The sequence below is a fragment of the Rhodopseudomonas palustris genome (assembly GCF_034479375.1).
Classification (GTDB): Bacteria; Pseudomonadota; Alphaproteobacteria; order Rhizobiales; family Xanthobacteraceae; genus Rhodopseudomonas; species Rhodopseudomonas palustris_M.
The window spans coordinates 5,118,249-5,144,514 of record NZ_CP140155.1; the positions used below are offsets into that span (position 1 = coordinate 5,118,249).

General features: G+C 66.2%; 27 protein-coding genes. 15 read left to right on the top strand and 12 right to left on the bottom strand.

Annotated features, from left to right (window positions below):
• Nucleotides 1–145 precede the first annotated feature (145 nt).
• Both SR870_RS23260 and SR870_RS23265 read left to right on the top strand, forming a co-directional pair.
• Nucleotides 146–955 carry a transglutaminase family protein gene (locus tag SR870_RS23260; RefSeq protein ID WP_322515855.1) on the top strand — a complete coding sequence of 270 codons (810 nt, stop codon included), beginning with the start codon at nt 146–148 and terminating at the stop codon, nt 953–955.
• Nucleotides 956–1,020: 65 nt separating this feature from the next.
• Nucleotides 1,021–2,130, top strand: coding sequence for an ATP-dependent RecD-like DNA helicase (locus SR870_RS23265; protein ID WP_322515856.1), 1,110 nt, complete (start codon nt 1,021–1,023; stop codon nt 2,128–2,130).
• 127 nt (nt 2,131–2,257) lie between these two features.
• Here SR870_RS23265 and SR870_RS23270 read toward each other — a convergent pair whose 3' ends face one another.
• Nucleotides 2,258–2,953, bottom strand: coding sequence for a methyltransferase domain-containing protein (locus SR870_RS23270; RefSeq protein WP_322515857.1), 696 nt, complete (start codon nt 2,951–2,953; stop codon nt 2,258–2,260).
• Between the two features lie 291 nt (nt 2,954–3,244).
• On the opposite strand from SR870_RS23270, the gene SR870_RS23275 reads away from it, so the two are divergent.
• Complete coding sequence (locus tag SR870_RS23275; protein ID WP_322515858.1) at nt 3,245–3,772, top strand: DNA starvation/stationary phase protection protein; 528 nt, start codon at nt 3,245–3,247, stop codon at nt 3,770–3,772.
• 318 nt (nt 3,773–4,090) lie between these two features.
• Here the strand turns inward: SR870_RS23275 and SR870_RS23280 are convergent, their stop codons facing one another.
• The 3 genes from SR870_RS23280 to SR870_RS23290 all read right to left on the bottom strand — a co-directional run bounded on the left by SR870_RS23280 (nt 4,091) and on the right by SR870_RS23290 (nt 5,968).
• Complete coding sequence (locus tag SR870_RS23280; protein ID WP_322515859.1) at nt 4,091–4,615, bottom strand: hypothetical protein; 525 nt, start codon at nt 4,613–4,615, stop codon at nt 4,091–4,093.
• Between the two features lie 36 nt (nt 4,616–4,651).
• The gene (locus SR870_RS23285) at nt 4,652–5,161 is read right to left on the bottom strand and encodes a PaaI family thioesterase (protein WP_322515860.1); all 510 of its coding nucleotides are present in this window, start codon (nt 5,159–5,161) and stop codon (nt 4,652–4,654) included.
• 120 nt (nt 5,162–5,281) lie between these two features.
• Complete coding sequence (locus tag SR870_RS23290) at nt 5,282–5,968, bottom strand: HAD family phosphatase (protein ID WP_322515861.1); 687 nt, start codon at nt 5,966–5,968, stop codon at nt 5,282–5,284.
• Between the two features lie 724 nt (nt 5,969–6,692).
• Between SR870_RS23290 and SR870_RS23300 the strand changes: the two genes are divergently transcribed.
• A complete protein-coding gene (locus SR870_RS23300) occupies nt 6,693–7,403 on the top strand; it encodes a DNA helicase (RefSeq protein WP_322515863.1) in 711 nt (236 codons plus the stop codon).
• Nucleotides 7,404–7,622: 219 nt separating this feature from the next.
• Here the strand turns inward: SR870_RS23300 and SR870_RS23305 are convergent, their stop codons facing one another.
• Both SR870_RS23305 and SR870_RS23310 read right to left on the bottom strand, forming a co-directional pair.
• A complete protein-coding gene (locus tag SR870_RS23305) occupies nt 7,623–8,564 on the bottom strand; it encodes an aldo/keto reductase (RefSeq protein ID WP_322515864.1) in 942 nt (313 codons plus the stop codon).
• A 90-nt stretch (nt 8,565–8,654) separates the two neighbouring features.
• On the bottom strand, nt 8,655–9,503 hold the full coding sequence (locus SR870_RS23310; protein WP_322515865.1) for a lysophospholipid acyltransferase family protein: 849 nt from the start codon (nt 9,501–9,503) through the stop codon (nt 8,655–8,657).
• Between the two features lie 294 nt (nt 9,504–9,797).
• On the opposite strand from SR870_RS23310, the gene SR870_RS23315 reads away from it, so the two are divergent.
• The 4 genes from SR870_RS23315 to SR870_RS23330 all read left to right on the top strand — a co-directional run bounded on the left by SR870_RS23315 (nt 9,798) and on the right by SR870_RS23330 (nt 13,416).
• A complete protein-coding gene (locus SR870_RS23315) occupies nt 9,798–10,157 on the top strand; it encodes a DMT family protein (protein ID WP_322515866.1) in 360 nt (119 codons plus the stop codon).
• 192 nt (nt 10,158–10,349) lie between these two features.
• On the top strand, nt 10,350–11,390 hold the full coding sequence (dctP, locus tag SR870_RS23320) for a TRAP transporter substrate-binding protein DctP (RefSeq protein ID WP_322515867.1): 1,041 nt from the start codon (nt 10,350–10,352) through the stop codon (nt 11,388–11,390).
• Between the two features lie 148 nt (nt 11,391–11,538).
• The gene (locus tag SR870_RS23325; protein ID WP_322515868.1) at nt 11,539–12,081 is read left to right on the top strand and encodes a TRAP transporter small permease subunit; all 543 of its coding nucleotides are present in this window, start codon (nt 11,539–11,541) and stop codon (nt 12,079–12,081) included.
• 12 nt (nt 12,082–12,093) lie between these two features.
• Entirely contained in the window at nt 12,094–13,416 is a 1,323-nt protein-coding gene (locus SR870_RS23330; protein ID WP_322515869.1) for a TRAP transporter large permease subunit, read from the top strand.
• Nucleotides 13,417–13,653: 237 nt separating this feature from the next.
• Here SR870_RS23330 and SR870_RS23335 read toward each other — a convergent pair whose 3' ends face one another.
• The 3 genes from SR870_RS23335 to SR870_RS23345 form a co-directional block, all read right to left on the bottom strand.
• Nucleotides 13,654–14,829 carry a PQQ-dependent sugar dehydrogenase gene (locus SR870_RS23335; protein WP_322515870.1) on the bottom strand — a complete coding sequence of 392 codons (1,176 nt, stop codon included), beginning with the start codon at nt 14,827–14,829 and terminating at the stop codon, nt 13,654–13,656.
• An 86-nt stretch (nt 14,830–14,915) separates the two neighbouring features.
• A complete protein-coding gene (locus SR870_RS23340) occupies nt 14,916–15,095 on the bottom strand; it encodes a hypothetical protein (RefSeq protein WP_322515871.1) in 180 nt (59 codons plus the stop codon).
• A gap of 131 nt (nt 15,096–15,226) precedes the next feature.
• Nucleotides 15,227–15,880, bottom strand: coding sequence for a glutathione S-transferase family protein (locus SR870_RS23345; protein ID WP_322515872.1), 654 nt, complete (start codon nt 15,878–15,880; stop codon nt 15,227–15,229).
• 441 nt (nt 15,881–16,321) lie between these two features.
• Here SR870_RS23345 and SR870_RS23350 point away from each other — a divergent pair, with 441 nt between their 5' ends.
• From SR870_RS23350 to SR870_RS23380, 7 genes are all read left to right on the top strand, one after another.
• Nucleotides 16,322–17,524, top strand: a complete 1,203-nt coding sequence (locus SR870_RS23350; RefSeq protein ID WP_322515873.1) for a pyridoxal phosphate-dependent aminotransferase — start codon at nt 16,322–16,324, stop codon at nt 17,522–17,524.
• Nucleotides 17,525–17,663: 139 nt separating this feature from the next.
• Entirely contained in the window at nt 17,664–18,191 is a 528-nt protein-coding gene (locus SR870_RS23355) for a DUF992 domain-containing protein (RefSeq protein ID WP_322515874.1), read from the top strand.
• A gap of 258 nt (nt 18,192–18,449) precedes the next feature.
• Nucleotides 18,450–18,920 (top strand): DUF992 domain-containing protein, encoded by a 471-nt coding sequence (locus SR870_RS23360; RefSeq protein ID WP_322515875.1) that lies wholly within the window; start codon nt 18,450–18,452, stop codon nt 18,918–18,920.
• Nucleotides 18,921–19,095: 175 nt separating this feature from the next.
• Nucleotides 19,096–21,138, top strand: a complete 2,043-nt coding sequence (locus tag SR870_RS23365) for an elongation factor G (protein WP_322515876.1) — start codon at nt 19,096–19,098, stop codon at nt 21,136–21,138.
• Between the two features lie 346 nt (nt 21,139–21,484).
• A complete protein-coding gene (locus SR870_RS23370; protein WP_322515877.1) occupies nt 21,485–21,763 on the top strand; it encodes a helix-turn-helix domain-containing protein in 279 nt (92 codons plus the stop codon).
• A gap of 8 nt (nt 21,764–21,771) precedes the next feature.
• On the top strand, nt 21,772–22,617 hold the full coding sequence (locus tag SR870_RS23375; protein ID WP_416221180.1) for a shikimate dehydrogenase: 846 nt from the start codon (nt 21,772–21,774) through the stop codon (nt 22,615–22,617).
• A 60-nt stretch (nt 22,618–22,677) separates the two neighbouring features.
• The gene (locus tag SR870_RS23380; RefSeq protein WP_322515878.1) at nt 22,678–23,301 is read left to right on the top strand and encodes a hypothetical protein; all 624 of its coding nucleotides are present in this window, start codon (nt 22,678–22,680) and stop codon (nt 23,299–23,301) included.
• Nucleotides 23,302–23,349: 48 nt separating this feature from the next.
• Here the strand turns inward: SR870_RS23380 and SR870_RS23385 are convergent, their stop codons facing one another.
• The 3 genes from SR870_RS23385 to SR870_RS23395 all read right to left on the bottom strand — a co-directional run bounded on the left by SR870_RS23385 (nt 23,350) and on the right by SR870_RS23395 (nt 26,235).
• Nucleotides 23,350–23,979, bottom strand: a complete 630-nt coding sequence (locus tag SR870_RS23385) for a trimeric intracellular cation channel family protein (RefSeq protein WP_322515879.1) — start codon at nt 23,977–23,979, stop codon at nt 23,350–23,352.
• Nucleotides 23,980–24,116: 137 nt separating this feature from the next.
• Entirely contained in the window at nt 24,117–24,932 is an 816-nt protein-coding gene (locus SR870_RS23390) for an enoyl-CoA hydratase/isomerase family protein (protein WP_322515880.1), read from the bottom strand.
• A 163-nt stretch (nt 24,933–25,095) separates the two neighbouring features.
• Entirely contained in the window at nt 25,096–26,235 is a 1,140-nt protein-coding gene (locus tag SR870_RS23395; RefSeq protein WP_322515881.1) for an alpha-hydroxy acid oxidase, read from the bottom strand.
• Nucleotides 26,236–26,266: the final 31 nt, after the last annotated feature.

The window sequence follows — 26,266 nt, forward strand, 5'->3', positions numbered from 1 at the left end:
CTTGCGATTGCCACCCAATTCAACCGCGGCTTCATCGCCGCCTCACGACATCTTGTTTTTCGAGGCCGCGATCGCCACCTATCACCGAGCGGCCGGCGATCACTTCCGATCAAGCCCTACGGCGCGATTGCGGAGAATCCACCTCATGAAGCTGCGCGTCGGCTACGAAATGATCTACGACTTTCCGCAGCCGACGCCGATGCTGATCGTGCTGGGGACGCATTTCACGCGCGCCTCCGACGTCATCGTGCCTGACTATCTCACCGTCGATCCGCCGGTCGCGATCACGCCGTATCGCGACATGTTCGGCAACTGGTGCAGCCGCCTCGTGGCGCCCGCGGGCCGGGTGCGGCTCGCCGCCGACGGCGTCGTGCGCGATCTCGGCGTGCCCGATCCGGTGGTGCCGTCGGCGATGCAGCACGCGGTCGAGGATCTGCCCGCCGAGACCATCGTCTATCTGCTCGGCAGCCGCTATTGCGAGACCGATCTGTTGTCGGACACCGCCTGGAAGATGTTCGAGACCACGCCGCCGGGCTGGCCGCGCGTGCAGGCGATCTGCGACTTCGTCCACAACCACATCAAGTTCGATTATCAGCACGCCCGCGCCACCCGCACCGCGCATCAGGCGTTCGACGAAGGCCGTGGCGTCTGCCGCGACTACGCGCATCTGGCGATCGCGCTGTGCCGCTGCATGAATATCCCGGCGCGCTATTGCACCGGCTATCTCGGCGACATGGGCACCCCCAAGCCCTGGGCGGCCGGTGATTTCGCCGGCTGGTTCGAGGCCTATCTCGGCGGCCATTGGCACACTTTCGACCCGCGCAACAACGAGCCGCGGCTCGGCCGCGTGCTGATCGCGCAGGGCCGCGACGCCGCCGACGTGCCGATCACCCAGACGTTCGGCCCCAATACGCTGGTCAGTTTCAAGGTCTGGACCGACGAGATCGTCGAGTAGCCCACGCGGGTTGCACTGAGCGTGCAAAACGCTAGCTTGCCGGCATCGAGTCGCCGCGAGACCGCATGACCACCTTCACCCCGCATCAGGACGACGCGCTGAAAGCCGTCGGCGCCTGGCTGAAAGCGAAGCCCGGCCGCAACGGTACGCCGCTGGTGTTCCGGCTGTTCGGCTACGCCGGCACCGGCAAGACCACGCTGGCGCGCGAAATCGCCGAGGGCGTGTCGGGCGAGGTGAAGTTCGCAGCCTTCACCGGCAAGGCCGCGCTGGTGATGCGCAACAAGGGCTGCGACGATGCCCAGACCATCCATTCGCTGATCTATCGCACCAAGGAAAGCGGCGTCGAGCAGCCGAGCTTCGAGCTGTGGGACGATGCGCCGGCCTCCAAGGCCAAGCTGATCGTGATCGACGAATGTTCCATGGTCGACGAGGAACTCGGCCGCGACCTGATGTCGTTCGATTGCCCGCTGCTGGTGCTCGGCGATCCGGCGCAATTGCCGCCGATCCAGGGCGGCGGCTATTTCACCGATTGCGAGCCCGACGTGATGCTGACCGAGGTGCATCGCCAGGCCCAGGACGATCCGATCGTGCGGCTGTCGATGGACGTGCGCGAGGGCCGCAGGCTCGAACTCGGCCGCTATGGCGAGACGGAAGTGGTGGCGCGCGACGGGCTCGATCCGCAACGGGTGATGGACGCCGACCAGGTGCTGGTCGGCCGCAACAACACGCGGCGCGCCTACAACGCCCGCTTCCGTCAGCGCCTGAATATCGAGGACCCGCTGCCGGTCGGCGGCGACAAGCTGGTGTGCCTGCGCAACAACCGCAAGAAGGCGCTGTTCAACGGCGGCCTGTGGCGGGTGAAGTCGCGCTCCCCGACCAAGACCAAGATCATCACCATGCGGGTGACGCCCGACGAGGATTTCGGCGGCCGGCTCACCAAGGTCTCGGTCCGCAACGAATGCTTCGCCGGCGGCATCGAGGACATCTCGTGGGACCAGCGCAAGCCCTACGACGAGTTCGACTACGGCTACGTGCTGACCGTGCACAAGTCGCAAGGCTCGCAATGGGACGACGTCGTGCTGTTCGACGAGAGCTTCGCGTTCCAGGACTCGCGCGCCCGCTGGCTCTACACCGGCATCACCCGGGCCGCGAAGCGGCTGAGCGTGGTGGTGTAGCTCCCAGAATCTCAAAAGCCGTCATTCCGGGGCGCGCCGTCAGGCGCGAACCCGGAATCTGATACGCAGACAACCTCTGGATTCCGGGCTCGCGCTATGCGCGCCCCGGAATGACGGTGCCCGAAAGCTACCCCGCCGGCCGCGCCACGAAGGTCATGCGCCAGGGGTTGTGGCCGATATTGACGTCGGCTCGGATCGCTGAGAAGCCCGCGGCGGTGAGCTTGCCGAGCATCTCGGCCTCGCGGTAGCGCTGCAGGCCGATCTTGGTGCGGAGTTCGCGGTAGTCGGACAGGGCGGTGCGCGCCAGACCCCACAGCGCATCCTGCAGGAAGCCGTGCCGGGCCGCGAATTTCAGCAGCGCGGTGACGTCGCGGCCCATCCCGACCTCCGGCCGCAGGATGTCGCCGAGCACCAGTCTGCCCGAGCGCCGCAACAGCCGGCGGATCAGCGCCAGTGCGTGGTCGAGGGCGGCGGGCGTCATGTATTGCGCCACCGAATTGATCACCACGAGGTCGAGCGAGCCGTTCGGCATCGCCTCGAGGTCGTCCAGCGAGCGGACCTTGATGTTGCGGTGGTGGGCGAACCGCGCGCTCAGCCGGCCGCGCACGCCGGGCGCCGGCTCGGCGAGGATCAGGGTGCCGCATTTTTCCGCGACCTTGGGCGCGGACAGCGCCTCGCCGCAGGAATAATCCAGCACGACCGCGTCCGGGGCGCCGATATAGCCGACAATGTCCTTCGCGATCTCGTCGAAATGCACGTCGCGATGGAGCTTGCTGACATAGATCGTATGCGTCGAGTCGTAATAGTCGATCCAGTCGTCCATCGATGCCTCGAAAATCGGCCGGAAGGGCGAACATCCGGCCGGGGGTGCTGAATCCGCCAGCGCGGGCGCTCGCGTCTCGAATTTGTTCCATACCTGGAACTTGGCGGAATTTGGTGCGTTGAGCCGAGGTCTATCGCGTTTCGCGTGGCTGACCAACGAATACGGCCCGGACGTTCAAGAAATCGTCGTTACGATCTGCTTGGATGAGTCCGGATTCCGGCATCGACCCGGTCGTCCAGCCTGACCGATCTTTCGCCCTCCGGGCACATCCCCCACGACAGGACAACCGCCGTGACCAAAGCCAAATCCGCCTCCATCGCCCCCGACCTCGACACCCCGACCGACCTGCCGCAGCAGTCGGTCGAGAAGATCTCCGCCGCGCTGAACACGCTGCTGGCCGACGCCTTCGCGCTGTATCTGAAGACCAAGAATTTCCACTGGCACATCAGCGGCCGGCATTTCCGCGACTATCATCTGATGCTCGACGAGCAGTCCGACCAGATCTTCGCCACCACCGATGCGCTCGCCGAGCGGGTGCGCAAGGTCGGCGGCGTCACGCTGCGCTCGATCGGCCACATCGCCAAGCTGCAGACCATCGAGGACAATAACGAGGACTACGTCCCGCCGCGCGAGATGCTGCGTGAGCTGATGAACGACAACAAGAAGATGGCGGCCGCGATGCGCAAGGCGCACAAGATCGTCGACGATTGCGAGGACGCCGCCAGCGCCGGCCTGCTCGAGAATTTCATCGACGAGACCGAAAAGCGCACCTGGTTCCTGTTCGAAGCCAGCCGCCAGGAAGGCGCCAACGAAGAGTGAGCCGAAACCGAGCTGTTCATTTCGCAACGACATCATGGCCGGCTCGTCCCGGCCATGTGCGTCTTTGATGCAGTTTAGACTCCGCCCCACGCACAGCGCGCTCCCTCGCCCCGCTCTTGCGGGGAGAGGGTTGGGGTGAGGGGAGGCCGCGAGTCGCTGAGTCATCAGTCGTGGTGAACTTCACTGACGCTCGGCCTCGCGGAGACGCCCCCTCACCCGGATCGCTGCCGCGATCCGACCTCTCCCCGCACGCGGGGAGAGGTCAGGCCGCGCTCGCGGCCAAGACCAAGCGGCAACGCCTGCGTCTTCCTCAGCCGCCTACTTCCCCCACAGCCTCTTCAGCGGTCCGTCCCGGCCGGCGACCGGATCGGTCTCCGGCAGCGGCACCTGCGGGATGGTGTTCAGCGCGCGGCGATAATTGTCAGGGGTCGGCCGCATGATCTGCATCGCCGGGCCGGGCGGGTAGGCGCCGACGACCCGGAAATCATGCGTCGCGAACAGCCGCTTGTGGCCGGTGCCGGCCGGTAGCACCGCGACGTCGCCGGGATTCAGCTCGATCGCCTCGCCCTGGTCGCCGCCGAACAGCACCAGCGCATGCCCGCGCGCGACGCCGAGCGCCTCGTGCACCGTCGCGTGATAATGCGCGTAGTCGAAAATGCCGTTGCGCCACATCTGGCCCCAGCCGTTGCGGCCGAACAGCTCCTCGATCGCCTCCGCGGGGTCGTCGCGGGTGATATCGATCGCGCGCTTGTAGATCAGCAGCGGCATCGGATTGTTCGGGATCAGTCCGTCATCGTCGAAATGATAGGACTGCGGCTTGATCTGGTCGCGGGCGAGCGACATGCGGTCTCCGGCTTTGTTGGTACGCCGGAAACAACGCTACACGGCCGGGCCGGTTCCTGTCGGCAGATCGAACACCAGGCAGGTGGTGGTGGCGTGCGACAGCAACCTTCCCTTGCCGTCGGTGATCTTCGCCTCCGCGGTCGCGGCGCGGCGACCGACATTGAAGATGCGGCCTTCGGTGCGGATCGTTCCGGTGTCGGCGTTCATGCCGCGGATGAAGCTGATCTTGAATTCCAGCGTGGTGTAGCCCTGGCCCGGCTGCAGCATGCTCTGCACGGCGAGGCCCATCGCCGAATCCAGCAGCGTCGCCGCATAGCCGCCGTGCACCGACCCGATCGGATTGTAGTGCCGCAGCGCCGGCACCGAATGCATCACGATCAGTCCGGGCTCGGCCGTGCAGTCGAACGGCGCGATGGTCTGCATGATCGGCGGCTGCGGCAGCCGGCCGTCGAAGATCGCGCGGACGAAATCCAGCCCCGCCATCGACGCCATCGTTTCGACCGGCGTCACGCCGTAGTCGGTCTGTTCTCCGGTCCGCGCATTCATGCCGCTCTCCACTTTGAGATGATAAGCATCATACCAAAGTCGCGAGCGGGATGCCAGAGGGGGCGGACGCCGAAGGTGGTTGTGATGTCGCCGCACGCGGCGGCGCGAAGGGGAGCCGCCTCAGCCGAGCGCCGACGGCACGAACCGCCCGCGCTGGCGCAGCGTCGTCAGCACGGCGTGCAGATCGGGCAGCACCGCGGCGCATTTCTCCCGCGTGCCCTCGTCCGGCTGCAGCAGATCGGGCACCATCAGGGTGATCGTGCCGGCGGTGAAGGCGGCGGCGACGCCGACGCTGGAATCCTCCACCGCGACGCAGTTCCTCGGCGCGCTGCCGATCCGCTCCGCGGCGAGCAGATACAGGTCGGGCGCCGGCTTGCCGCGATCGACGTCGTCGCGGGTGAAGATGGTGTCGAACCGGGCGCGGATGCCGGCCAGCGTCAGATGCAGGTCGGCAGTCTTGCGCGACGACGACGTCACCACCGCCACCTTGCAGCTGGCGTCGTGCAGCGTGTCGAGCAGCTCCAGCGTGCCGGCCTTCACCGGCAGGCCGCGCGCGAACCGGGCGTCGCGCTTGGCGGCGAAGGCCCGGTTGATATCGGCGAGCGGCAGCGCCTCGCCATAGCGCGCGACCAGCAGCGCCTGGCATTCCGCCCCGGGCAGGCCGATCATGCTGTGGCAGGTGGCGAGCGCGTCGGGCAGGCCCAGCTCGGTCAGCACCTCGGTCAGGCTCTCGATATAGACGCGCTCGGTGTCGACCAGCGTGCCGTCCATGTCGAGCAGCACCGCCTCGATGAGCCAGTCGGTCACGCGCTCACGCCCTGTCTCCAGCCGGCCGGCTCGCCTCGGCGGCCTCGCGCAGGCACTCCGGGCAAAGACAGTCCACCGCATCCGACGGCATCGGCAGCGCCACCGGCTCCGCCGCGCACCAGCAACCGCCGTCCATCGTGCACGCGAACTCGACGCCGCAGCCGGCGCAGATCAAGCGGCGGGGCTGGGGAGGGGGCGATGGCAGCGGGTTCATCGTGCCAGTTTAGCGCGGGGGATGCGGCAGGGTAAGGGCTTTCTGAGCGCTTCAGTTACTTAGACAACGCACTGTCTTCGTCGTGGCCGGGCTCGTCCCGGCCATCCACGCTCTTCCTTTGGCTTTGGCTGCAAGACGTGGATGCCCGGCACAAGGCCGGGCATGACGAGGTTAGGGCACGGCCGACCTCAGTTCGCCAAGGTCATTCCGGGGCGCGCCGTCAGGCGCGAACCCGGAATCTCGCGGTGATGTGGTCTGCGCGGATGAACAGCTCGTGATTCCGGGTTCGCTCGCTTCGCGAGCGCCCCGGAATGACGGGGCAATCGGATCTGCGAAGCCGATTTTCCCGGCGGCAGACTCAGGCTATGATTTCGCTCCGGCGCGGCCCACGCCTCCCCCCTCCATCGGGAAAGTATCCTTCATACCGGGCCGGATGATCATCGAACCGACTGTTCGGGCGCAAGCATAAGGAGGGATTGCAGGCATGGCCCGCACCAGGAGGTTCTCGAGATGCGACTGTCTGCTCCTCTCTATCGGCTGAAGCGCGAGGCGAAACTGCTGTCGCGCGACCAGCACATTCCGCTGCACGCGGCGCTCGACCGCGTCGCTGCGCAGCAGGGCTTCGCCCGCTGGAGTCTGTTGGCGAGCACGCATGCGCGCGGCCTGGCCGCGCGTCTGTTCGCGCAATTGCAGCCCGGCGACATGGTGTTGATCGGCGCGCGGCCCGGGCAGGGCAAGACGCTGCTCAGCGTCGAACTCGCCGCGCAGGCGATGCAAGCGGGGCAGCGCGCCGCGTTCTTCACGCTCGAATACACCGAGGCCGAGGTCGAAGGTCGCTTCAAGGCGTCCGGCGTCGACCCGGCAGGATTTGCCGGTTTGCTCGACCTCGACACGTCGGAGGCGATCTGCGCCGATCACATCGTGGCGCGTCTGGCGACGGCGCCGCGCGGGACGCTGGCGGTGATCGATTATCTCCAGTTGCTCGACCGCCGGCGCGACACCCCCGACCTCGCCACGCAGGTTCGCACGCTGCAGTCCTTCGCCCGGGAGCGCGGGCTGGTGTTCATCGTCATCTCGCAGATCCACCGCTCGTTCGATCCGAAGGCCAAGAGCTGCCCGGATCTCGCGGACGTCCGCCTGATCAACGATCTCGATCTGAGACTGTTCTCGAAGGCGTGCTTCCTCCACGACGGCGAAATCGAATTCGCTCAGGTGAACTGAGAGCTTTGGTTACTTAGACAACGCACTGCCTTCGTCATGGCCGGGCTCGTCCCGGCCATCCACGCCTTTCGGGCGTGCGCCTCACACCGTCATTCCGGGGCGCGCCGTCAGGCGCGAGCCCGGAATCTCGCGGAGATGTGCTCTGCGCGGATGAACAGCTCGGGATTCCGGGTTCGCTCGCTCCGCGAGCGCCCCGGAATGACGAACTCTGAGGCAATGCTACCCCTTGGTGATTCCGTCGATCTCCGCCATCTCATCGGCGCCGAGCTGCCAACCTGCCGCCTTGACGTTCTGCTCGATCTGTTCCGGCGTGGTGGCGCCGGCGATGACGCTGGAGACTTGCGGGCGGCAGGCGAGCCAGGAGAAGGCGAGGTCGAGCAGTGACTTGCCGCGCGCGTCCGCGAACGCCTTGAGCCGGTCGACGATGTCGATATTGCGGTCGGTGAAATAGCGGTCGCGGATCGCCGGCATTTTGGCGAAGCGGGTGTCCGATGCGATCTCGGCGCCGCGCTGATACTTGCCGGTGAGCAGGCCGCTGGCCAGCGGGAAGAACGGCAACAGGCCGAGATTGTATTGTTGCGCGGCCGGCAGCAGGTCCTTTTCGATGTCGCGCACCACGAGGCTGTATTCGTCCTGGCACGACACGAAGCGATGCGTGCCGAGCGCGCGGGCGACGTATTCGGCTTCGGCGATGCGCCAGGCCGGGAAGTTGGAATTGCCGATATAGCGAACCTTGCCGGCGCGGATCAGGTCGTCGAGCGCGCGCAGCGTCTCGTCGATCGGCGTCAGCTCGTCGTAATCGTGCTGCTGATACAGGTCGATCCAGTCGGTCTTCAGCCGCGTCAGGCTGGCCTCGACGGCCGCGATGATGTAGCGCCGCGACGCGCCCTGCTTGGTGCCGTCGGCCGCCATCGGCTTGGAGAATTTGGTCGCCAGCACGATGTCCTTGCGGCGGTCGCCGAGCACGTCGCCGAGCACGGTCTCGGAGCCGCCCTGGCCGGCATAGATGTCGGCGGTGTCGAACAGCGTGACCCCGAGATCGATCGCCTTGTGAATCACCTTGCGCGAGGTGTCGGGATCGGTGCGCTGGCCGAAATTGTTGCAGCCGAGGCCGACGACGGAGACGCGCAGCCCGCTGCCGCCGAGATTACGAAGTTGCATGATGTGTCCTGTGCGAAACGCCGAAGCGCGCATTGTGGCGCGCGCGCCGCGCGGCGGCAAGGCGGCGGCGTTCACATCGGCGATGCGGCGTCAGGCCGGCTCGAGCTGCGCTGCCGGCTGCGCGACAGGCGCAGCATTCGGACGCGGCGCGATCGGATCGCGGATGCCGGCGCGGCGCGCGGCCTCGCACATCCGCCGCACCGATTGCTCGGCGTCGCGCGTGATCGCCTTGCGATCGGTCGCGGAGGCCGCGATCGGCTCGCCCCAGCTCACGGTGACGTCGATCGCGCCGGTCGAGAGCAGGCCGATGAAATGCGGGATCAGATCGGCGTCGCCGTACCACGCCACGCGCTCGCGCAGCTCGCGGCCGATCGGCAGGCCGCCGAATCCCGTATAGGTCACCGCCATCGGCTGCACGCCGATCGCGGCCCGCGCCTCGTCGGCGAGCGCATGATGCACCGCGCCGACCAGCGCCGAGCGGAATGGCAGCACGCGGCTGCCGTCGCTCGAGGTGCCCTCGGCGAACAACACCACGGCGTCGCCATCGGCGAGCCGCGCGCCGATCTCGGCGGTGGCGTCGCCGGTGCGATGCCGCGCCTGACGGTCGATGAAAATGGTGCGCTGGAGCTTCGCCAGAAAGCCGAACAGCGGCCAGCCCGCGACTTCGCTCTTTGCGACGAAGGTCACCGGCGTCAGCGCCGAGATCACGCAGATGTCGAGCCAGGAGACGTGGTTGGACAGAATCAGCACCGGGCCTTGGCCGTGCCGGCGGCCGGCTTCGCGGATCCGGACGCCGATCAGCCTGCACAAAATCCGGTGATACAACCGTGGGATGGTGCGCTGGATCCGCCACCCGTTGCGGAGCGCCAGAAGCTGCAGCGGCAGCAGCGCCAGCGTCAGGGGCACCACGCAGGCAATCACAACAGCGACTCGGATCATGGCAATATCACCCGTTCAAAAAAGGTGCGGCCCCGGTCAGACGCGGCGACTGACAGGGACCGCTGGGACGCTGATCGGCGACGGGGGGCCTCGATCAAACGCGAGGTCAAACTATCGGTACATTATTACATAGAGGTGACGTATCAGGGACAATCCCGAGTCGCCGCCGGCATCGTCCGCCGCCGGTGGGGCTCGTGAATGCCATCGTGCGATCTCGCGTCATCGCGTTTGCGTGAAGCCGCGGGAACCGCGTCGCGCCCATGTTGTTACCACTCGGCTTTCGAAAGGCTTCCCATGCCCCCCAGCTTCATCTCGCCCTATCTGCTGCCGATCTTGCTGCTGATCGGCTCCAACATCTTCATGACCTTCGCCTGGTACGGGCATCTCAAGCACAAGACCGTCGCGCTGCCATTGGTGATCATGGTGAGCTGGGGCATCGCGCTGTTCGAATACTGGCTGGCGGTGCCGGCCAATCGCTGGGGCAGCGCGGTGTATTCGGCGGCGCAGCTCAAGACCATGCAGGAAGTGATCACGCTGGTGGTGTTCGCCGGCTTTTCGGCGCTGTATCTGAAGGAGCCGCTGTCGTGGAATCATGCGCTCGGCTTCGCCTTCATCGCGCTCGGCGCATACTTCATCTTCCACAAATGGAATTGAGGTAGTTCATCATTCCTCCCGTCCGATTTCGTTTCAGGAGGTCGCGTCCGGTTCGCGCCGACGCCGGCTTGCGGCGCGTTGCGAGCGATGGCTCTGCGACATTATCACCGCGATCTCGTGGCTTTGGACGTTGACGAGCCGGTTTGCGACGTGGTCTGATACCGGCAAAACAACATTCCGAGGGAGAAGCGCGTGCCGGGCTCGATCACCAAATCGAATCGTCGAAGCATTTTGAAGGGCGCGCTGGCCGTCGCGGCGGCTCCGGCGGTGATCGGGCAGGCGCTCGCGCAGGAGAAAGTCACCTGGAAGGTCCAGGCGCACTGGCCGAAAGCTTCAGGGTCGTTCAACGACAGTCTCGCGGTGCTCGCCAAAGAGATTGCGGCGCGCACCGATGGGCGCCTCAACCTGGAGCTGTACGGCGCCGGCGAGATCGCCAAGGATCGCGAAATCTACAACGTTGTGCGGCGCGGCGTCGTGCAGATGGGCACGATTTCGCCGGCGTATATTCTCGGCGAAGCGCAGGCGATGGGGCTGCTCTACGGCGTGCCTGGTACGCTGCGTGACTCGTGGGAGATGATGCATCTCACCAAGAATCTCGGTATCGAAAAGATGGTCAACGAGGAATTGCGACCCAAGGGCGTCGTGATCCTGGCCGAGAAGGCCTACCCGACCGAGGTGGTTCTCAAACGAAAGATCGGATCGGCGGCCGAACTCGGCTCGCTGAAGATCCGCTCCGCCGGCTCGATGCTGGAATATCTCGCCGCGGCTGGAGCGTCGCCGCAGCAGATCGCCGGCCCGGAGATCTATCAGGCGATCTCGACCGGCGTCGTGGATGGCGCGCATTGGGGCGCGGCGGTCGGCGCGCTGTCGATGAAATTCTGGGAGGTCGCGCCGTTCCACATGAAGCCGGCTCTCGGCTTCACCAACGACGCCTACATCATCAACACGGCGGCGCTGGACAAGCTGCCTGCGGACCTGCGGCTGCAGCTGCTGTCGTTGATCGAGGAGCGCTATTTCCTGCGCTCGGTGGAGTATCTGCATCAGGAAGCGGTCGCGCTCAACACCGGCAAAGCCAAGATGAACGTCGAGGTGGTGCGGTTTTCCGACGACGTGCTCGCCAAATTCACCCAGGCGTCCAAGACGATCCTGGAGAAGGAAACGGCGAAGGGCGCCATCGCCGCCAAGGGCGGCGCGGCCGTGTCGAAGCTGATGTCGGATCTCGGTTACGGCTGAGGGCGCGCCGCTATCGCGCCGATGAAGTCGCCGAACCAATCCCGCGAAGTGCCGGTGCCGCGATCCGACGTGCCTGCGTTCGGTCCGACGCGGCGGATCGTCTCCGGCGGTCCGCCCGGCCGGCCGCGTCGAGACGGAAAGTGAAGGAATGCTGAAACTCGCCAGGGCGATCACCCGCCTCAATTTCTGGGTCGCCAGAGTCTCCGCGTGGCTGATCGTCCCGATCTTTCTGCTGCTGATGGCCGACGTGATCATGCGCTACCTGGTCGGCAGCGCCGCGATCTGGACCGCGGAATTCGCGCAACTGATCTTCGGCGCCTATGCGGTGATCGCCGGCGGCTACCTGCTCTCGGAGCGGGCACATGTCAGCGTCGACATCTTCTACGGCAAGTTCTCCCGGGTGCGGAAGGCGAAGGTCGATCTCGCGACCTCGGTTCTGTTCTTCCTGTTCGTCGGCGTGCTGATCTGGCAGAGCTCCGACATGGCGTGGGAGTCCATCGCCAAGATGGAGTCCAGCTACAGCATCTGGAATCCGTACATCTGGCCGGTCAAGCTCGCGATTCCCGTCGCGGGTGTGCTGCTGCTGCTGCAGGGCCTGGTGCGCGTCTTCTCCGATATCCGCACCGCGGCCGGCTACGAGAACGACCCCGAAACGTTCGGCAAGCAGGCCGGCGGCGATCCCTCTCACTGAACGGACGTTCTCGTGTCTGTCGAACTCCTGACCCTGCTGTTCTTCGGTTCGTTGCTGTTCTTCCTGTTCATCGGCACGCCGCTGGCGTTCACGCTCGGCGGCATCTCCGTCGTATTCCTGTATTTCACCATGGGGCCGGTCGGCTTCTACATCGTCGCGTCCAAATTCTGGGATTCGATGACCAGCTTCACGCTGATCGCGATCCCGATGTACGTGTACATGGCGATGCTGCTCGAGAAATCGGGCGTGGCGCAGGATCTGTACCGGATGATGCACGTCTGGTTCGGCGCGATGCGCGGCGGGCTGGCGATCGGTACCGTGCTGATCTGCGCGATCTTCGCGGCGATGAGCGGGATCAGCGGCGCTGCGGTCGTCACCATGGGCGCCATCGCGCTGCCGCGGATGCTCGAGCGCGGCTACGACAAGCGGCTCGCGATCGGCGCGATCAACGCGGGAGGCGGCTGGGGCGTGCTGATTCCGCCGTCGATCCTGATGGTGCTCTACGCGCTGCTGACCGAGGTCTCGGTCGGCCGCCTGTTCGCATCCGGCATCGGCCCCGGGATTCTGCTCGTGGTTCTGGTGACCATCTACATCACCGTCCGCGCCTGGCTGCAGCCGTCGCTGGCGCCGGCGCTGCCGGTCGAGGAGCGCGGCGACTGGGGGCTTAAATTCGCATCGCTGAAGGCCGTCGTGCTGCCGCTGCTGATCGTGGTGATGGTGCTGGGCGCGATCTTCGGCGGCTTCGCGACGCCGACCGAAGCCGCGGCGCTCGGCGTGTTCGGCGCGTTGCTGGCCTCCGCGGTGCATCGCAAGCTGACGCTGGAGGTGCTGACCGACGCCGCGATGCAGACGCTGCGCCTCACCGCGCTGATCATGTGGATTCTGTTCGCCGCGCACGCCTTCTCGACGGCCTACACCACGCTCGGCGCCAACGAGTTGATGAACCATCTGATGACGCTGATTCCGGGCGGCGAGTGGGGCGCGCTGGCCTTCATCCTGCTCGTGCTGCTGCTGCTCGGCATGGTGCTGGATCCGGTCGGCATCATGCTGATCACGCTGCCGGTGTTCATGCCCGTGGTGCAGCTCTACAACTGGGATCCGGTGTGGTTCGGCGTCGTCTTCATCATCATGATGGAGATCGGCTACATGACGCCGCCGTTCGGCTTCAACCTGTTCTACCTGAAGGCGGTGGCGCCGCCCGAGGTCACCATGGCCGACATCTACTGGTCGGTCGTGCCCTATGTGCTGGTGACGCTGTTGGGCGTGCTGATCCTGATCGTCTTCCCGCAGATCGCGCTGTTCTTCCCGAACCTGTTCTTCGGCGTTCCGCGCTAGTGGTGTTCTCTCTCCGATGGAATCAGCACTGGCGCTCAGGGATCCTCGCCGCAGGCACAACCTCATGGTGAGGAGGCGCGTAGCGCCGTCTCGAACCATGCGCCGCCGGCCCTGCGTCGCCCCATCCTTCGAGACGCCCGGCTTCGCCGGGCTCCTCAGGATGAGGAGTCAGTGCATCTGGCAAAGGTCATATCGCTTCATTCACTCGATGAAACGCGCTAGCGGCAAGGCCGTTGCTCAATCGCCCGCCGGCGTGATGCGCAGGATGCGGCCCGCGGCGCTGTCGGTCAGCAGCCACAGCGCGCCGTCGGGGCCCTGGCGGACGTCGCGGATGCGTTCGTTCAGCGCCTGCAGCAGGCGTTCTTCGCCGATCACCTTGTCACCGGCGAGCGACAGCCGCACCAGCATCTTGCCGGAGAGCGCGCCGGTGAACAGGCTGCCGGCCCATTTCGGAAACAGCTTGGCGGTGTAGAACGCCATGCCGGAGGGCGCGATCGACGGCACCCAATATTTGACCGGCTGCTCCATGCCGGGCTTGGTGGTTGCCTCGTGGATCTTGGCGCCGCTGTAGTCGATACCGTAGCCGATCACCGGCCAGCCGTAATTCTTGCCGAGCTGAATGATGTTGACCTCGTCGCCACCGCGCGGGCCGTGCTCGATCTCCCACAGGGCGCCGTCGGCCGGGTTGACGGCGAGCGATTGCGCGTTGCGGTGGCCGTAGCTCCAGATCTCCGGCTTGGCGCCGGCGCGGCCGACGAACGGGTTGTCCTTCGGCACGGCGCCGTCGGTCGCGATGCGGACGATCTTGCCGAGGTGGTTGTCGAGAGTCTGGGCCTGGTCGCGGAAGCTGAAATGATCGCCCAGCGTGACGAACAGATGCCCGTCGCCGCCTTGCGCGATCCGGCAGCCATAGTGGTTGCCTGAGGACAACGGGCCGTCCTGACGGAAGATCACTTTCACGCCGTCGAGCCGCGGCGCATCGCCGTCGGTCAGCGCCGCGCGCGCGACCGCGGTGCGACCGCCGCTCCGGCCACCCTGGTTCGTGCGTTCGGCGTAGCAGAAATAGATCGTCCGGTTGGCGGCGAAATCCTTGTCGGTGACGACGTCGAGCAGCCCGCCCTGGCCGGCGGCCCAAACCTCGGGCACGCCCTGCAGCGGCGGCGACAGCGCGCCCTGCGCCGACACCACCCGCATCCGCCCCGGCCGCTCTGTCACCAGCACGCGCCCCTCGGGCAGGAACGCCAGCGCCCACGGACGATCGAGGTTCTGCGCGAAGGTCTCGACTGCCAGCGGACCCGCCGAGGAGTTGAACGAGCTCGGCTCGCCGTTGCTTTTGGTCGCGATCAGGAACGAGGCGATGATCACCGTCGCCGCGGTCAGCGTGCCGGAAACCCAGACCAGGAGCGTCTTCATCGCGATGCCTCCAAGCTTCTGCCGGAGCAAAATGCAATCAGCGCCGGCGCGGCTGCGTCGGCGGAGCGTTCCATCGATATGGGAGTTCAGTTCGCAAACGGCATCGCCATGCTCGATTGCGTCGATCCGACCGCGAGCGTCAGAATGACGCTGAGCAAAATCAATGCGACTGCCAGCGATGCCGCCACACCGCGGATCAGCCGGGTTGAACCATCCGGCGTGTGCCGCTGGAAGAAGCCGGCCTCATGGCCGGGCGACCAAGTCATGACCAATTCCTCGCATGCGTCGGCGAATCGCGGCGCGAGCGGAATCTCCCTGCAATCGCAGGCATTTATGGGGCGTTCAAAGGCCGATCGTGGCGAAATGACGGCGAAATCGGCACAAAAGTACCAGCTATTCAGGCCTCGGCGACGAAATCGACGTGGTCGTGCGGCGCCGAATTCGGGGTCCAGTCCATGGTGATGAAGCCGGGCGTCTGCTCGACCCGTCGCAGCCAGGCGTTGACCGCCGGGAAGGTCGAGAGGTCGAAATCGCACTGGTCGGCGACGTGGGTGTAGCCGTACAGGGCGATGTCCGCGATGGTGAGTTGGCCCGCCGCGACGAAGTCGTGGGTCCTGAGGTGATTTTCCATCACCTGCAGCGCGGCGTAGCCGCGCTCCAGCCAGTCCTCGAGGGCGTGGGTCTGCAGGTCGCGGCCGCCCTTCACCAGGCAAAGCCAGAAGTAAGCCGAGCCGATATTCGGCTCCAGCGCATGCTGCTCGAAGAACATCCATTGCAGCGCTTCGGCGCGGTCCATCCGCGTATCCGGCGCCAGCGAGGTGCCGACCGCGAGGTACCACAGAATCGCATTGGACTCGGCCAGATAGCGGCCCTGCGCGACTTCCAGCAGCGGCACCTGGCCGCTCGGATTCTTGGCGAGGAATTCCGGCGTACGACTCTCGCCGCGCAGGATATCGACTTCGATAGCCCGATAGGGCGCACCCAGAAACGCCAGCGCAAGCCGCGCCTTGTAGCTGTTGCCGGATCGCTGCATCGAATAGAGCTTGTACATCTCGGTCGTTTCGCTCGCCTCGTGGTCCGGGCATCTGCCGACCCGAACGCGGCTAAACAATGATGCCGACCGGCAGGCGTCGCAAGCCCCAACCACTGGAAAGGGTCGAAATCCTTCGCCGCAGTGCAACGGCGCAGAAAAATGATCTGCAGTCGTTTCTATATCGCGCGATCGCGATCACGGCGGACGCCGTCCTGCGGACTGCCCATGCGGAATCAGCGCGCGTGCGGCTCCTCCGCGCATGACTCGCAACAGAACGAGCGGGGCTGGTCCTCGCGCGCCGCGCGTCGAGCCCCTCGCGGCGGAGATTTGATCCGAAAAACCGCGCTGTTTTCAGCAATGATCTTGCGATGCAGCGTGACGGCGCTTAGTGTGGGGCATCCCCGTCACAAACCGAAGAGTCGCGCTTTCCGCCGACACGACGGCTGCAAGGAGAAGACGATGTCGTTCCTGTCCGCCTCGCTCGATCGTGTGAAGCCGTCCGCGACCATCGCGGTCACGGACAAGGCACGTGAGCTGAAAGCGGCGGGCCGCAACGTCATCGGACTGGGCTCCGGCGAGCCGGATTTCGACACCCCGGCCAACATCAAGCTGGCGGCGATCCACGCCATCGAGGCGGGCAAGACCAAGTACACCGCGGTCGACGGCATCCCGGAGCTGAAGCAGGCGATCATCGACAAGTTTCAGCGCGAGAACGGCCTGACCTACAAGCCGAACCAGATCATCGTCGGCACCGGCGGCAAGCAGGTGCTGTACAACGCGCTGATGGCGACCATCAATCCCGGCGACGAGGTGATCATCCCGGCGCCGTACTGGGTCAGCTATCCGGAGATGGTCGCGCTCGCCGGCGGCGAGTCGGTGCCGGTGGTGTGTCCGGCGGAGTCCGGCTTCAAGCTGCAGCCCGCGGCGCTGGAAGCGGCGATCACGCCGAAGACCAAGTGGATCATCCTCAACTCGCCGTCGAACCCGACCGGCGCCGCCTACACCCGCGAGGAGCTGAAGGCGCTGACCGACGTGCTGGTCAAGCATCCTCATGTCTGGGTGATGACCGACGACATGTACGAGCACCTCGTCTACGACGATTTCGACTTCACCACGCCGGCGCAGATCGAGCCGCTTCTGTTCGATCGCACGCTGACGGTGAACGGCGTGTCGAAGTCCTATTGCATGACCGGATGGCGGATCGGCTATGCGGGCGGTCCCGCCGAGCTGATCAAGGCGATGGCGACGATCCAGTCGCAATCGACCTCGAACCCGTCGTCGATCGCCCAATGGGCGGCCGTGGAAGCGCTCAACGGTCCGCAGGAATTCATCGCCGCCCACAACAAGGTGTTCAAGGAACGCCGCGATCTCGTGGTGTCGATGCTGAACCAGGCCAGCGGCATCGATTGCCCGCGGCCGGAAGGCGCGTTCTACGTCTATCCGTCCTGCGCCGGCACCATCGGCAAGACCGCGCCGTCGGGCAAGAAGATCGAGACCGACCAGGACTTCGTCACGGAGTTGTTGGAGGCCGAAGGCGTCGCCGTGGTGCAGGGCTCGGCGTTCGGACTCGGCCCGGCGTTCCGGATCTCCTATGCGACCAAAACCTCCGACCTCGAAGACGCCTGCAAGCGCATCCAGCGCTTCTGCGGGAATCTGCGCTGAAGACCCGGCCGGCCGTTCATTAAAGATCGGCAACGTTCACTAGATTTATTCTCGCGTCGCGGAAGCGCCTTTTTTTGAACAAGACGCTTCCTTCTTGTCGCCTCCGCAATCCCAATCCTGAAATGCGGAGTTTGTTTCAATGTCCATCTCTAGACTGTTCGGTGTCACTGCGGTCGCGCTGGTTGCTTCTTTTGCCAGCGCGAGCGCGCAGGAGCGGCTGCAGGTCGGCGTGCTCGAATGCGCCGGTGGCCCGAACGTCGGCTATGTCGTCGGCTCGACCACCGAGCTCGAATGCGTGTTCAAGAGCGGCGGCCGCCGCCCCGAGCCCTATGTGGCGCGCCTGCAGCGGATCGGCCTCGATCTCGGCTTCACCCAGAACACCGGATTCGCCTGGGCGGTCTATGCGCCGACCCGTCAGCTCGGCCGCGGTGACCTCGCCGGCAGCTACGGCGGCGTCGGCGCCAACGCGTCGTTCGGCGTCGGCGTCGGCGGCAATCTGCTGGTCGGCGGTTCGTCGAACGCCTACGCGCTGCAGCCGCTCAGCCTGCAGGGCCAGACCGGTCTGAACGCCACCGCCGGCATCGTCGACGTGCAGCTCCGCCCGGCCGATCTGCGGCCCCAGCGGAAGTACCGCAAGCACAAGCGTCACCATCGCAACCACCGCTGATCGCGCCAGCGCATCATCGCCGTGACGGAAGGGCCCGCGTTGCGGGCCCTTTTGTTTTGCGCCGCGGCCCGCCGCGACGCCGCAGGTGTCATTGAAGATTCGTCGATGCTGTGACTAGATGGCGAGGCCGTTCGGTTGCGCTACATGCGGGGCTGATCCGCGCCGGCGGCATCACGACCATCGACATCACGATCATCTGAATCAAATCGTCTGCATCATCGCCCTGCCTGCATCACATCGTTGAAACGGAGAATTCTCATGCGCCGCTTTTCGCTTCTGCTCGGTATCGTCGCTTCGCTGGTCGTCAGCGCTGCCCATGCGCAGCAGGGGCGCGTGCGTATCGGCGTGCTCGAATGCCGCGGCGGCGCCAGCACCGGCTTCATCGTCGGTTCGGTGACCAATCTGGGCTGCGTGCTGCGCGCCGAGGGCCGCCCCGACACGCCCTATGTCGCCGTCATCCGCAAGGTCGGTCTCGATCTTGGTATCACGCAGGAAACCGCGCTGGCCTGGGGCGTGTTCGCGCCGGTCGAGCGGTTCGGCCCGGGCGATCTCGCCGGCAACTACGCCGGCGCGCAGGGTTCCGCATCGGTCGGCGTCGGCCTCGGGGCCAATGTCCTGGTCGGAGGCTCGGCGAATTCGATCGCGCTGCAGCCGCTCAGCCTGCAGGGCCAGACCGGCCTCAACGTGGCGGTCGGCCTGCAGGAGCTGGAGCTGCGGCCCGGCCGCTAACTAACCGCGCTGCGGCGCAATGCGCGCCTCGCAGCATTGAATTGCGCTGTCCTTGATCCTGCTCAAGGGCACCCTGCAAGCTTCGTAATTTTTCGCGCTTGCCAAGCGGCGAGGCTGCTGAAAGCATTGCCTCGCCGACCCAATCACGGGCCGAGCTCCAGAGAAGGAGGCGGCGATGGGACAAGATCCCCGCGGTCCCCGGTGCATCGCACTGGTGGGCCCATTCCAAAGCGGAAAAACCACACTGCTCGAGGCGATCCTCGCGCGCACCGGCGCCGTGCCACGCACAGGGTCCGTCGACGCAGGCACCTCATATGGCGACTCCAGCCCCGAGGCGCGCCAGCACAAGATGGGGCTCAGCCTCACCGCGGCGACCACGCAGTTCATGGGTGAGACCTACACCTTCCTCGATTGCCCCGGCTCGGTCGAATTCGCGCACGACATGCGCGCCGCGCTTCCCGCCGTCGATGCGGCCGTGGTGGTGTGCGAAGCCGACGAGCGCAAGCTGCCGCAGTTGCAGCTCATCCTGCGCGAACTCGAAGACCTCGGAATTCCCCGCTTCCTGTTCCTCAACAAGATCGACCGCGCCAGCAAGCGCATCCGCGAAGTGCTGGACAGCCTGCAGCCGGCCTCGCGGATTCCGCTGGTGCTGCGCCAGATTCCGATCTGGAACGGCGAACTGATCGCCGGCTATGTCGATCTCGCACTGGAGCGCGCCTTCGTCTATCGCGAGCACAAGCCGTCCGAAGTGATCGCGCTCGAAGGCAGCGACCTCGACCGCGAGAAGGAAGCCCGCTTCTCGATGCTCGAAAAGCTCGCCGATCACGACGACGCGCTGATGGAGCAATTGCTCGAAGACATCCCGCCGCCGCGCGACGCGGTGTTCGACGATCTCGCGCGCGAATTGCGCGAAGGCGTGATCTGCCCGGTGCTGCTTGGTTCTGCCTTGCGCGAAAACGGCGTGATGCGGCTGTTGAAGGCGCTGCGCCACGAGGCCCCCGACGTCACCGAAACCGCGTCGCGGCTCGGCGTCGCGGCGTCCAAGGACGCGGTCGGCTATGTGCTGAAAACGACGCATCTGCAGCATGGCGGCAAGCTGTCGCTGGCGCGGGTGTTCGCCGGCACGCTGGCCGACGGCGACACCGTGCAGGCATCGTCGGGCGAGTCCGCGCGGGTGTCGGGCATCCACACCGCCAATGGCGGACCGGACAGCAAGCGCTCGTCGGCGGTGGCCGGCGATGTCGTCGCGCTCGGCAAGCTCGACGCGATCAAGACCGGCGACACGTTCGGCAATGGCAAGGCGGCCCCGTCGGCGCTGGTCGAAATCACCGCTGCGCCGCCGGTGCTGGCGATGGCGCTGGCCGCCGCCGACCGCAAGGACGACGTCAAGCTCGGTCAATCTCTGCAAAGACTGTCCGAGGAGGACCCGTCGCTCACCGTGATCCACGATCCGCAGACCCACGACATCGTGTTGTGGGGCCAGGGCGAGATGCATCTGCGCGTCGCGCTGGAGCGGCTGCACGACCGCTACGGCGTGAGCGTGAAGTCGCATCCGCCGGCGATCGGCTATCGCGAGACCATCCGCAAGGCGGTCACTCAGCGCGGCCGGCACAAGAAGCAGTCCGGCGGCCACGGCCAGTTCGGCGACGTGGTGCTGGAAGTGAAGCCGCTGCCGCGCGGCGAGGGCTTCGCCTTCGCCGAGACCGTGGTCGGCGGCGCGGTGCCGCGCAACTACATCGGCGCGGTCGAAGAAGGCGCGGTCGATGGTCTGCGTGCGGGGCCGCTGGGATTCCCGGTGGTCGATGTCCACGTCACCCTGACCGACGGCTCGTATCACAGCGTCGATTCTTCCGATCAGGCGTTCCGCACCGCGGCCCGGATCGGGATTACCGAAGCGCTGCCGCAGTGCCAGCCGGTGCTGCTGGAGCCGATCCACAGCGTCGAGATCGTCTGCCCGAACGACGCCACCGCCAAGGTCAACGCCATCCTGTCGGGGCGGCGGGGGCAGATCCTCGGCTTCGACACCCGCGAGGGCTGGCCGGGCTGGGACGTGGTGCGCGCCACCATGCCGGAAGCTGAGATCGGCGATCTGATCGTCGAACTGCGCTCGGCCACCGCCGGCGCCGGCAGCTTCACCCGCAGCTTCGACCACATGGCCGAAGTCAGCGGCCGCACCGCCGACCAGATCATCGCGGCGCACCGGCAAGTCGCGGCGTGATCTAGGAAAGCGTTTGCTAACCTCTCCCCGCAATGCGGGGAGAGGTCGGAAATCGCGCATTTGCGCGAATTCCGGGTGAGGGGCATGGCACTGCACCGCCTCATCCGCGGCCACCCGGGCCGTGCTGATTCTGCCGAGCACCGATTTCCCTGTCGCTGGGCGCGAAAGCCGTGCCACGCCCCTCACCCCGACCCTCTCGCCGCAAAACGGCGGGGAGAGGGAGCGTTGCGGCCGCTTGCTTTCCCATCGCGCGTTCACAGCCGAGCGAGATGATGTTCCAAGCATCATTGAAGCCGTTTTATATTTGCGGTAGCCGATAGGGCGGACCTCAAACCGGAATGCTCGCTTGATCACCTCGTCCCAGATGCGCGCGGCACGCGCGCTGCTCGGCATCGACCAGCGCACGCTGGCGAAGCTCGCCGGCGTCTCGGTGCCGACCATCCAGCGGATGGAGGCCAGCGACGGTAACGTCCGCGGCATCGTCGAGTCGCTGACGCGGGTGGTCGATGCGTTGAACCGCGCCGGCGTCGAACTGATCGGCGAGCACGCTCGCAGCGACGACGGCGGACGTGGGGTGCGGCTGAAGCAGGCGACGCCGCAGCAGAGCGAGAGGGGCGAGCCGTGACGCATCCGGTGCCGAAGGGCGATACTCACATCGCCGCCTGCCTGATCGGCTGGCCGGCGGCGCATTCGCGCTCGCCGCTGATCCATCACTACTGGCTGCGCACGCTCGGCATCCCCGGCGGCTATTCGATCGAATCGGTGCCGCCGGAAGGCTTCGCCGAATTCGTGCTGAATCTGAAGACGCACGGCTACAGCGGCGCCAACGTCACCATCCCGCACAAGGAGCGCGCGCTGCTGCTCACTGCGCCGGACGAGCGCGCCCGCGCGGTCGGCGCCGCCAACACGCTGTATTACGACGGCGACGTGCTGCGCTCGACCAATACCGACGTCGAAGGCTTCATCGACAATCTCGACGCCTCCGCGCCGGGCTGGGACCGCACCCCGCATGCCGTGGTGCTCGGCGCCGGCGGTTCGTCGCGCGCGGTGCTGTTCGGCCTGCTGGAGCGCGGCATCCAGCGCATCGCGCTGGCCAACCGCTCGATCGAGCGCGCGCGAGCGCTGGCCGATCTGTTCGGCGAGCGCGTGGTGCCGATCGCCTGGACCGACGCGCCGGCGGCGCTGCCGGGCGCCGGGCTGCTGGTCAACACCACCTCGCTCGGGATGAAGGGGCAGCCCTCGCTCGATCTCGATCTCGCGCCGTTGCCGGCGGACGCCACGGTGGCCGATCTGGTCTACGTGCCGCTGGAGACCGAACTACTGGCCGAGGCGCGCGGCCGCGGGCTGCGCACCGCCGACGGCCTCGGCATGCTGCTGCATCAGGCGGTGCGTGGGTTCGAACTGTGGTTTGGCGCGCGGCCGCACGTCACCGCCGAGCTGCGCGCATTGGTCGAGGCGGACCTGCTCGCGCATACGTGAAGGTAATGGATCGGTGTTCCCGACGTAGTCCTTGGTGGGGCCAAATTGGAGAACCCGCCGATGCCGTTATCTTCCTCGCTGTGCCGCCCGCTCGCTGCGGCTGCGCTCGTCGCCTTTTCCCTTTCCGCAGCCAACGCGCAGCAACCACCGACACCCACCAAGGTTCGCGGCGAGATCGAGAGTGTCTCCGGCGATAGTCTCGCGGTGAAGTCGCGCAGCGGTCAGGACGTCAAGCTGCAGCTCGCGCCAGACATCAAGGTCGCCGGCATCGCGCCGACCAAGCTGAGCGACGTCAAGCCCGGCGCATTCATCGGCGCCACCACCGTGCCGGGTCCCAACGGCGCGCACAACGCGGTCGAGATCCACGTCTTCCCCGAGGCGATGCGCGGCACCGGCGAGGGCTCGCGCGCATGGGATCTCGGGCCGAACAGCACCATGACCAACGCCACCGTCGATCAGTCGGTCACAAGTAACGACGGCAGCACGGTGCGGGTGAAGTACAAGGGCGGCGAGAAGGTCATCACCGTGACGCCGAAGACCCAGGTCGTGACCTATGGCCCGGCCGACAGATCCGACCTCAAGCCCGGCGCCAAGATCATCGCCTTCGGCAAGACGCTGCCCGACGGCTCGTTCCAGACCAGCCGCATCTCGGTCGGCCGCGACGGCATCACGCCGCCGATGTAACCTGCATCGCCTCGGCGCGCCGAAGCGCTCGTGAGGTCGCGAGGCTCATCAGTTGTCATTGACGCCGGGTCGCGGTCGGTAGCGCGGCAGCGACCAGCCGCGCTGGAGTGCGGCGGCCCGCACAAGGAAGCCGATCGCAAATCCCACGCCCGTGCTGATTTCGCGCGGGGCTCCGACCATCATCAGGACGACGAATGCGGACGCGCCGACCAACGCCGCCGAAACATAGATCTCGCGCCTGAGGATCACCGGCACTTCGCCGCCGAGCAGATCGCGGATGATGCCGCCGAACGTGGCCGTCACCACGCCCATGGCGACGGCCACGATTCCGTTGGCGCCGGCCAGCGCCGCCTTCTCCGCGCCGGTGACGGCGAACAGCGCGAGACCGATCGCGTCCAGCCAGAGCAGCGCCTTGTAGCGGGAATGAGGAATGTGGGCGGTGAAGAACACCACGGCGGAGACCGCCACGCAGGTCACCAGATAGGCCGGCTCCTGCACCCAGAACACCGGCAGACCGAGCAGCACGTCGCGCAACGTGCCGCCGCCGATCCCGGTCGCCGTGCCGAGCAGCGCGAAGCCGACGATGTCCATCTCCTTGCGCGACGCCACCAGCGCCCCCGAGACCGTGAAGGCGACCACGCCGAGCCAGTCCAGCATCGTCGTGACCGTCTCGAACATCAGGAGCTCTCCTCGGCAACGTCTGTCGAGCCATTCTTCGTCATGGCCGGGCTTGTCCCGGCCATCCACGTCTTTCTCGCGACGTCCGCTCAAGGCGTGGATGGCCGGCACGAGGCCGGCCATGACGTTTCGAAAATCTAGCGGCCTTCGAAGCGGGCCTCGCGCTTCTCCATGAAGGCCGCGATGCCTTCCTTCATGTCCTGCGTCTTGAACAGCGGCAGCAGTTGCAAATACACGTGATGGACGTGGTCGGGGAAGGTCTCGTTGAGGCCGATCCGCATCATCCGCTTGGCGGCCTGCACCGCGAGCGGCGCGTTGCCGGCGATCTCCTTGGCGACCGCGCGGGCGCGGCCCATCAGCTCGGCATCGGGCACCACTTCGTTGGCGAGGCCCCATTCGAGGCTTTCGCGTGCGCTCAATGTGCGGCCGGTGAAGATCAGCTCCGCCGCCTTCGCCCAGCCGATCATCCGCGGCAGAAACCAGGTGCCGCCGCTCTCCGGCACCACGCCGCGCTTGACGAAAGCGGCGGCGAGCTTGGCCGACTCCGCCATGATGCGGATGTCGCAGCCGAGCGCGGTGTCCATGCCGTAGCCGGCGGCGCCGCCGTTGACGGCGCAGATCGTGGGCTTGTCCATCGCCTGCAGCACGGTCGGCGGTGTGCTGCGCAGGTCGAGCGTGGTCGGCGACGACGCCGCGCTGAGCCCTTCGTCGCCGCGCTCCTTGCGCAGATCGAGCCCGGCGCAGAACGCGCGGCCATTGCCGGTGAGGATCACGCAGCGCACGTCGGCGTCTTCATTGGCCTTGATCAGCAGCGCCGCCAGTGCGTTGAGCATCGGCCCGGAGATGGTGTTCATCCGGTCCGGCGCATTCAGCGTGATGGTGGCGATGTGATCCTCGACCGCATAGAGCACTTCGCTGGACGCGGTCTGTGGCTGGCGCTTGGTGTCGGTCATGACGTCCTCCTTGTTGTTATTTGTTGTTGATTGTTAGTTTTCTGCCGCCTCGTCATTGCGAGGAGGCGAAGCCGACGAAGCAATCCAGCTCCTTGCACGGGGTTCCTGGATTGCTTCGCCTTCGGCTCGCAATGACGAGTGGCGAGCTGTGTTTGCTGGCCGCTCAGTCCGCCAGCACCTTCTCGTCGATCTGGTTGATCGAATTGACGCCGCACAGGCCCATCGTGGTCGACAGTTCGGCGCGGATGATGTCGATCGCCTTGGCGACGCCCGGTCCGCCGAACGCGCCGAGGCCGTAGATGTAGGCGCGGCCGATCATGCAGCTACGCGCGCCGAGCGCCAGCGCCCGCATCACGTCCTGGCCGGAGCGGATGCCGCCGTCGAACATCACCTCGATATGCGAGCCGACGGTGTGGACGATCTCCGGCAGCACTTCGATCGACGACGGCGCGCCGTCGAGCTGGCGGCCGCCATGGTTCGACACCACCAGCGCCTCGGCGCCGACCTTCACCGCCTCGCGGGCGTCCTCGACGTCGAGGATGCCCTTGATGATCAGCTTGCCGGGCCAGATCGAACGGATCCAGTCGATGTCCTTCCAGCTCAGCGCAGGGTCGAATTGCGACGCCACCCAGGCCGACACCGAGCCGAGATCCTTGGAGCCGGGCAGATGGCCGGCGATATTGCCGAAGTTGCGGCTCTTGCCGCGCATGATGCCCTTGACCCAGTTCGGCTTGGTCGCGATGTCGAGCACGTTCTTCAGCTTGAACAGCTCGGGCGGCACCGACATGCCGTTCTTGATGTCCTGATGCCGCTGGCCGATCACCTGCAGGTCGACGGTCAGCACCAGCGCGCTGCACTTGGCCGCGATCGCGCGTTCGATCAACGCCTTGACGAAGCCGCGGTCCTTCATGACGTAAAGCTGAAACCAGAACGGCTTGTCGACATTGGCGGCGACGTCCTCGATCGAGCAGATCGACATCGTCGACAGCGTGTAGGGGATGCCGGCGGCCTGGGCGGCGCGGCAGGCGTGGATCTCGCCGTCGCCAAATTGCATGCCGGTGGAGCCGACCGGCGCCAGGATCAGCGGCATCGCCGCCTTTTCGCCGATGATGGTGGTGGACAGATCGCGCTTCGAGATGTCGACCAGGATGCGCTGGCGGAACTTGATCCGCTTCAGGTCGTCGACATTGGCGCGGAGCGTTTCCTCGGCGTAGGAGCCGTGGTCGACATAGTCGAAGAACATCTTCGGCACCCGCCGCCTGTGGATCTGGCGAAGGTCCTCGATGCAGGTGATGGTTTTCATGAACGTCGCCGCCCCCTGGTACGTTTCTGGC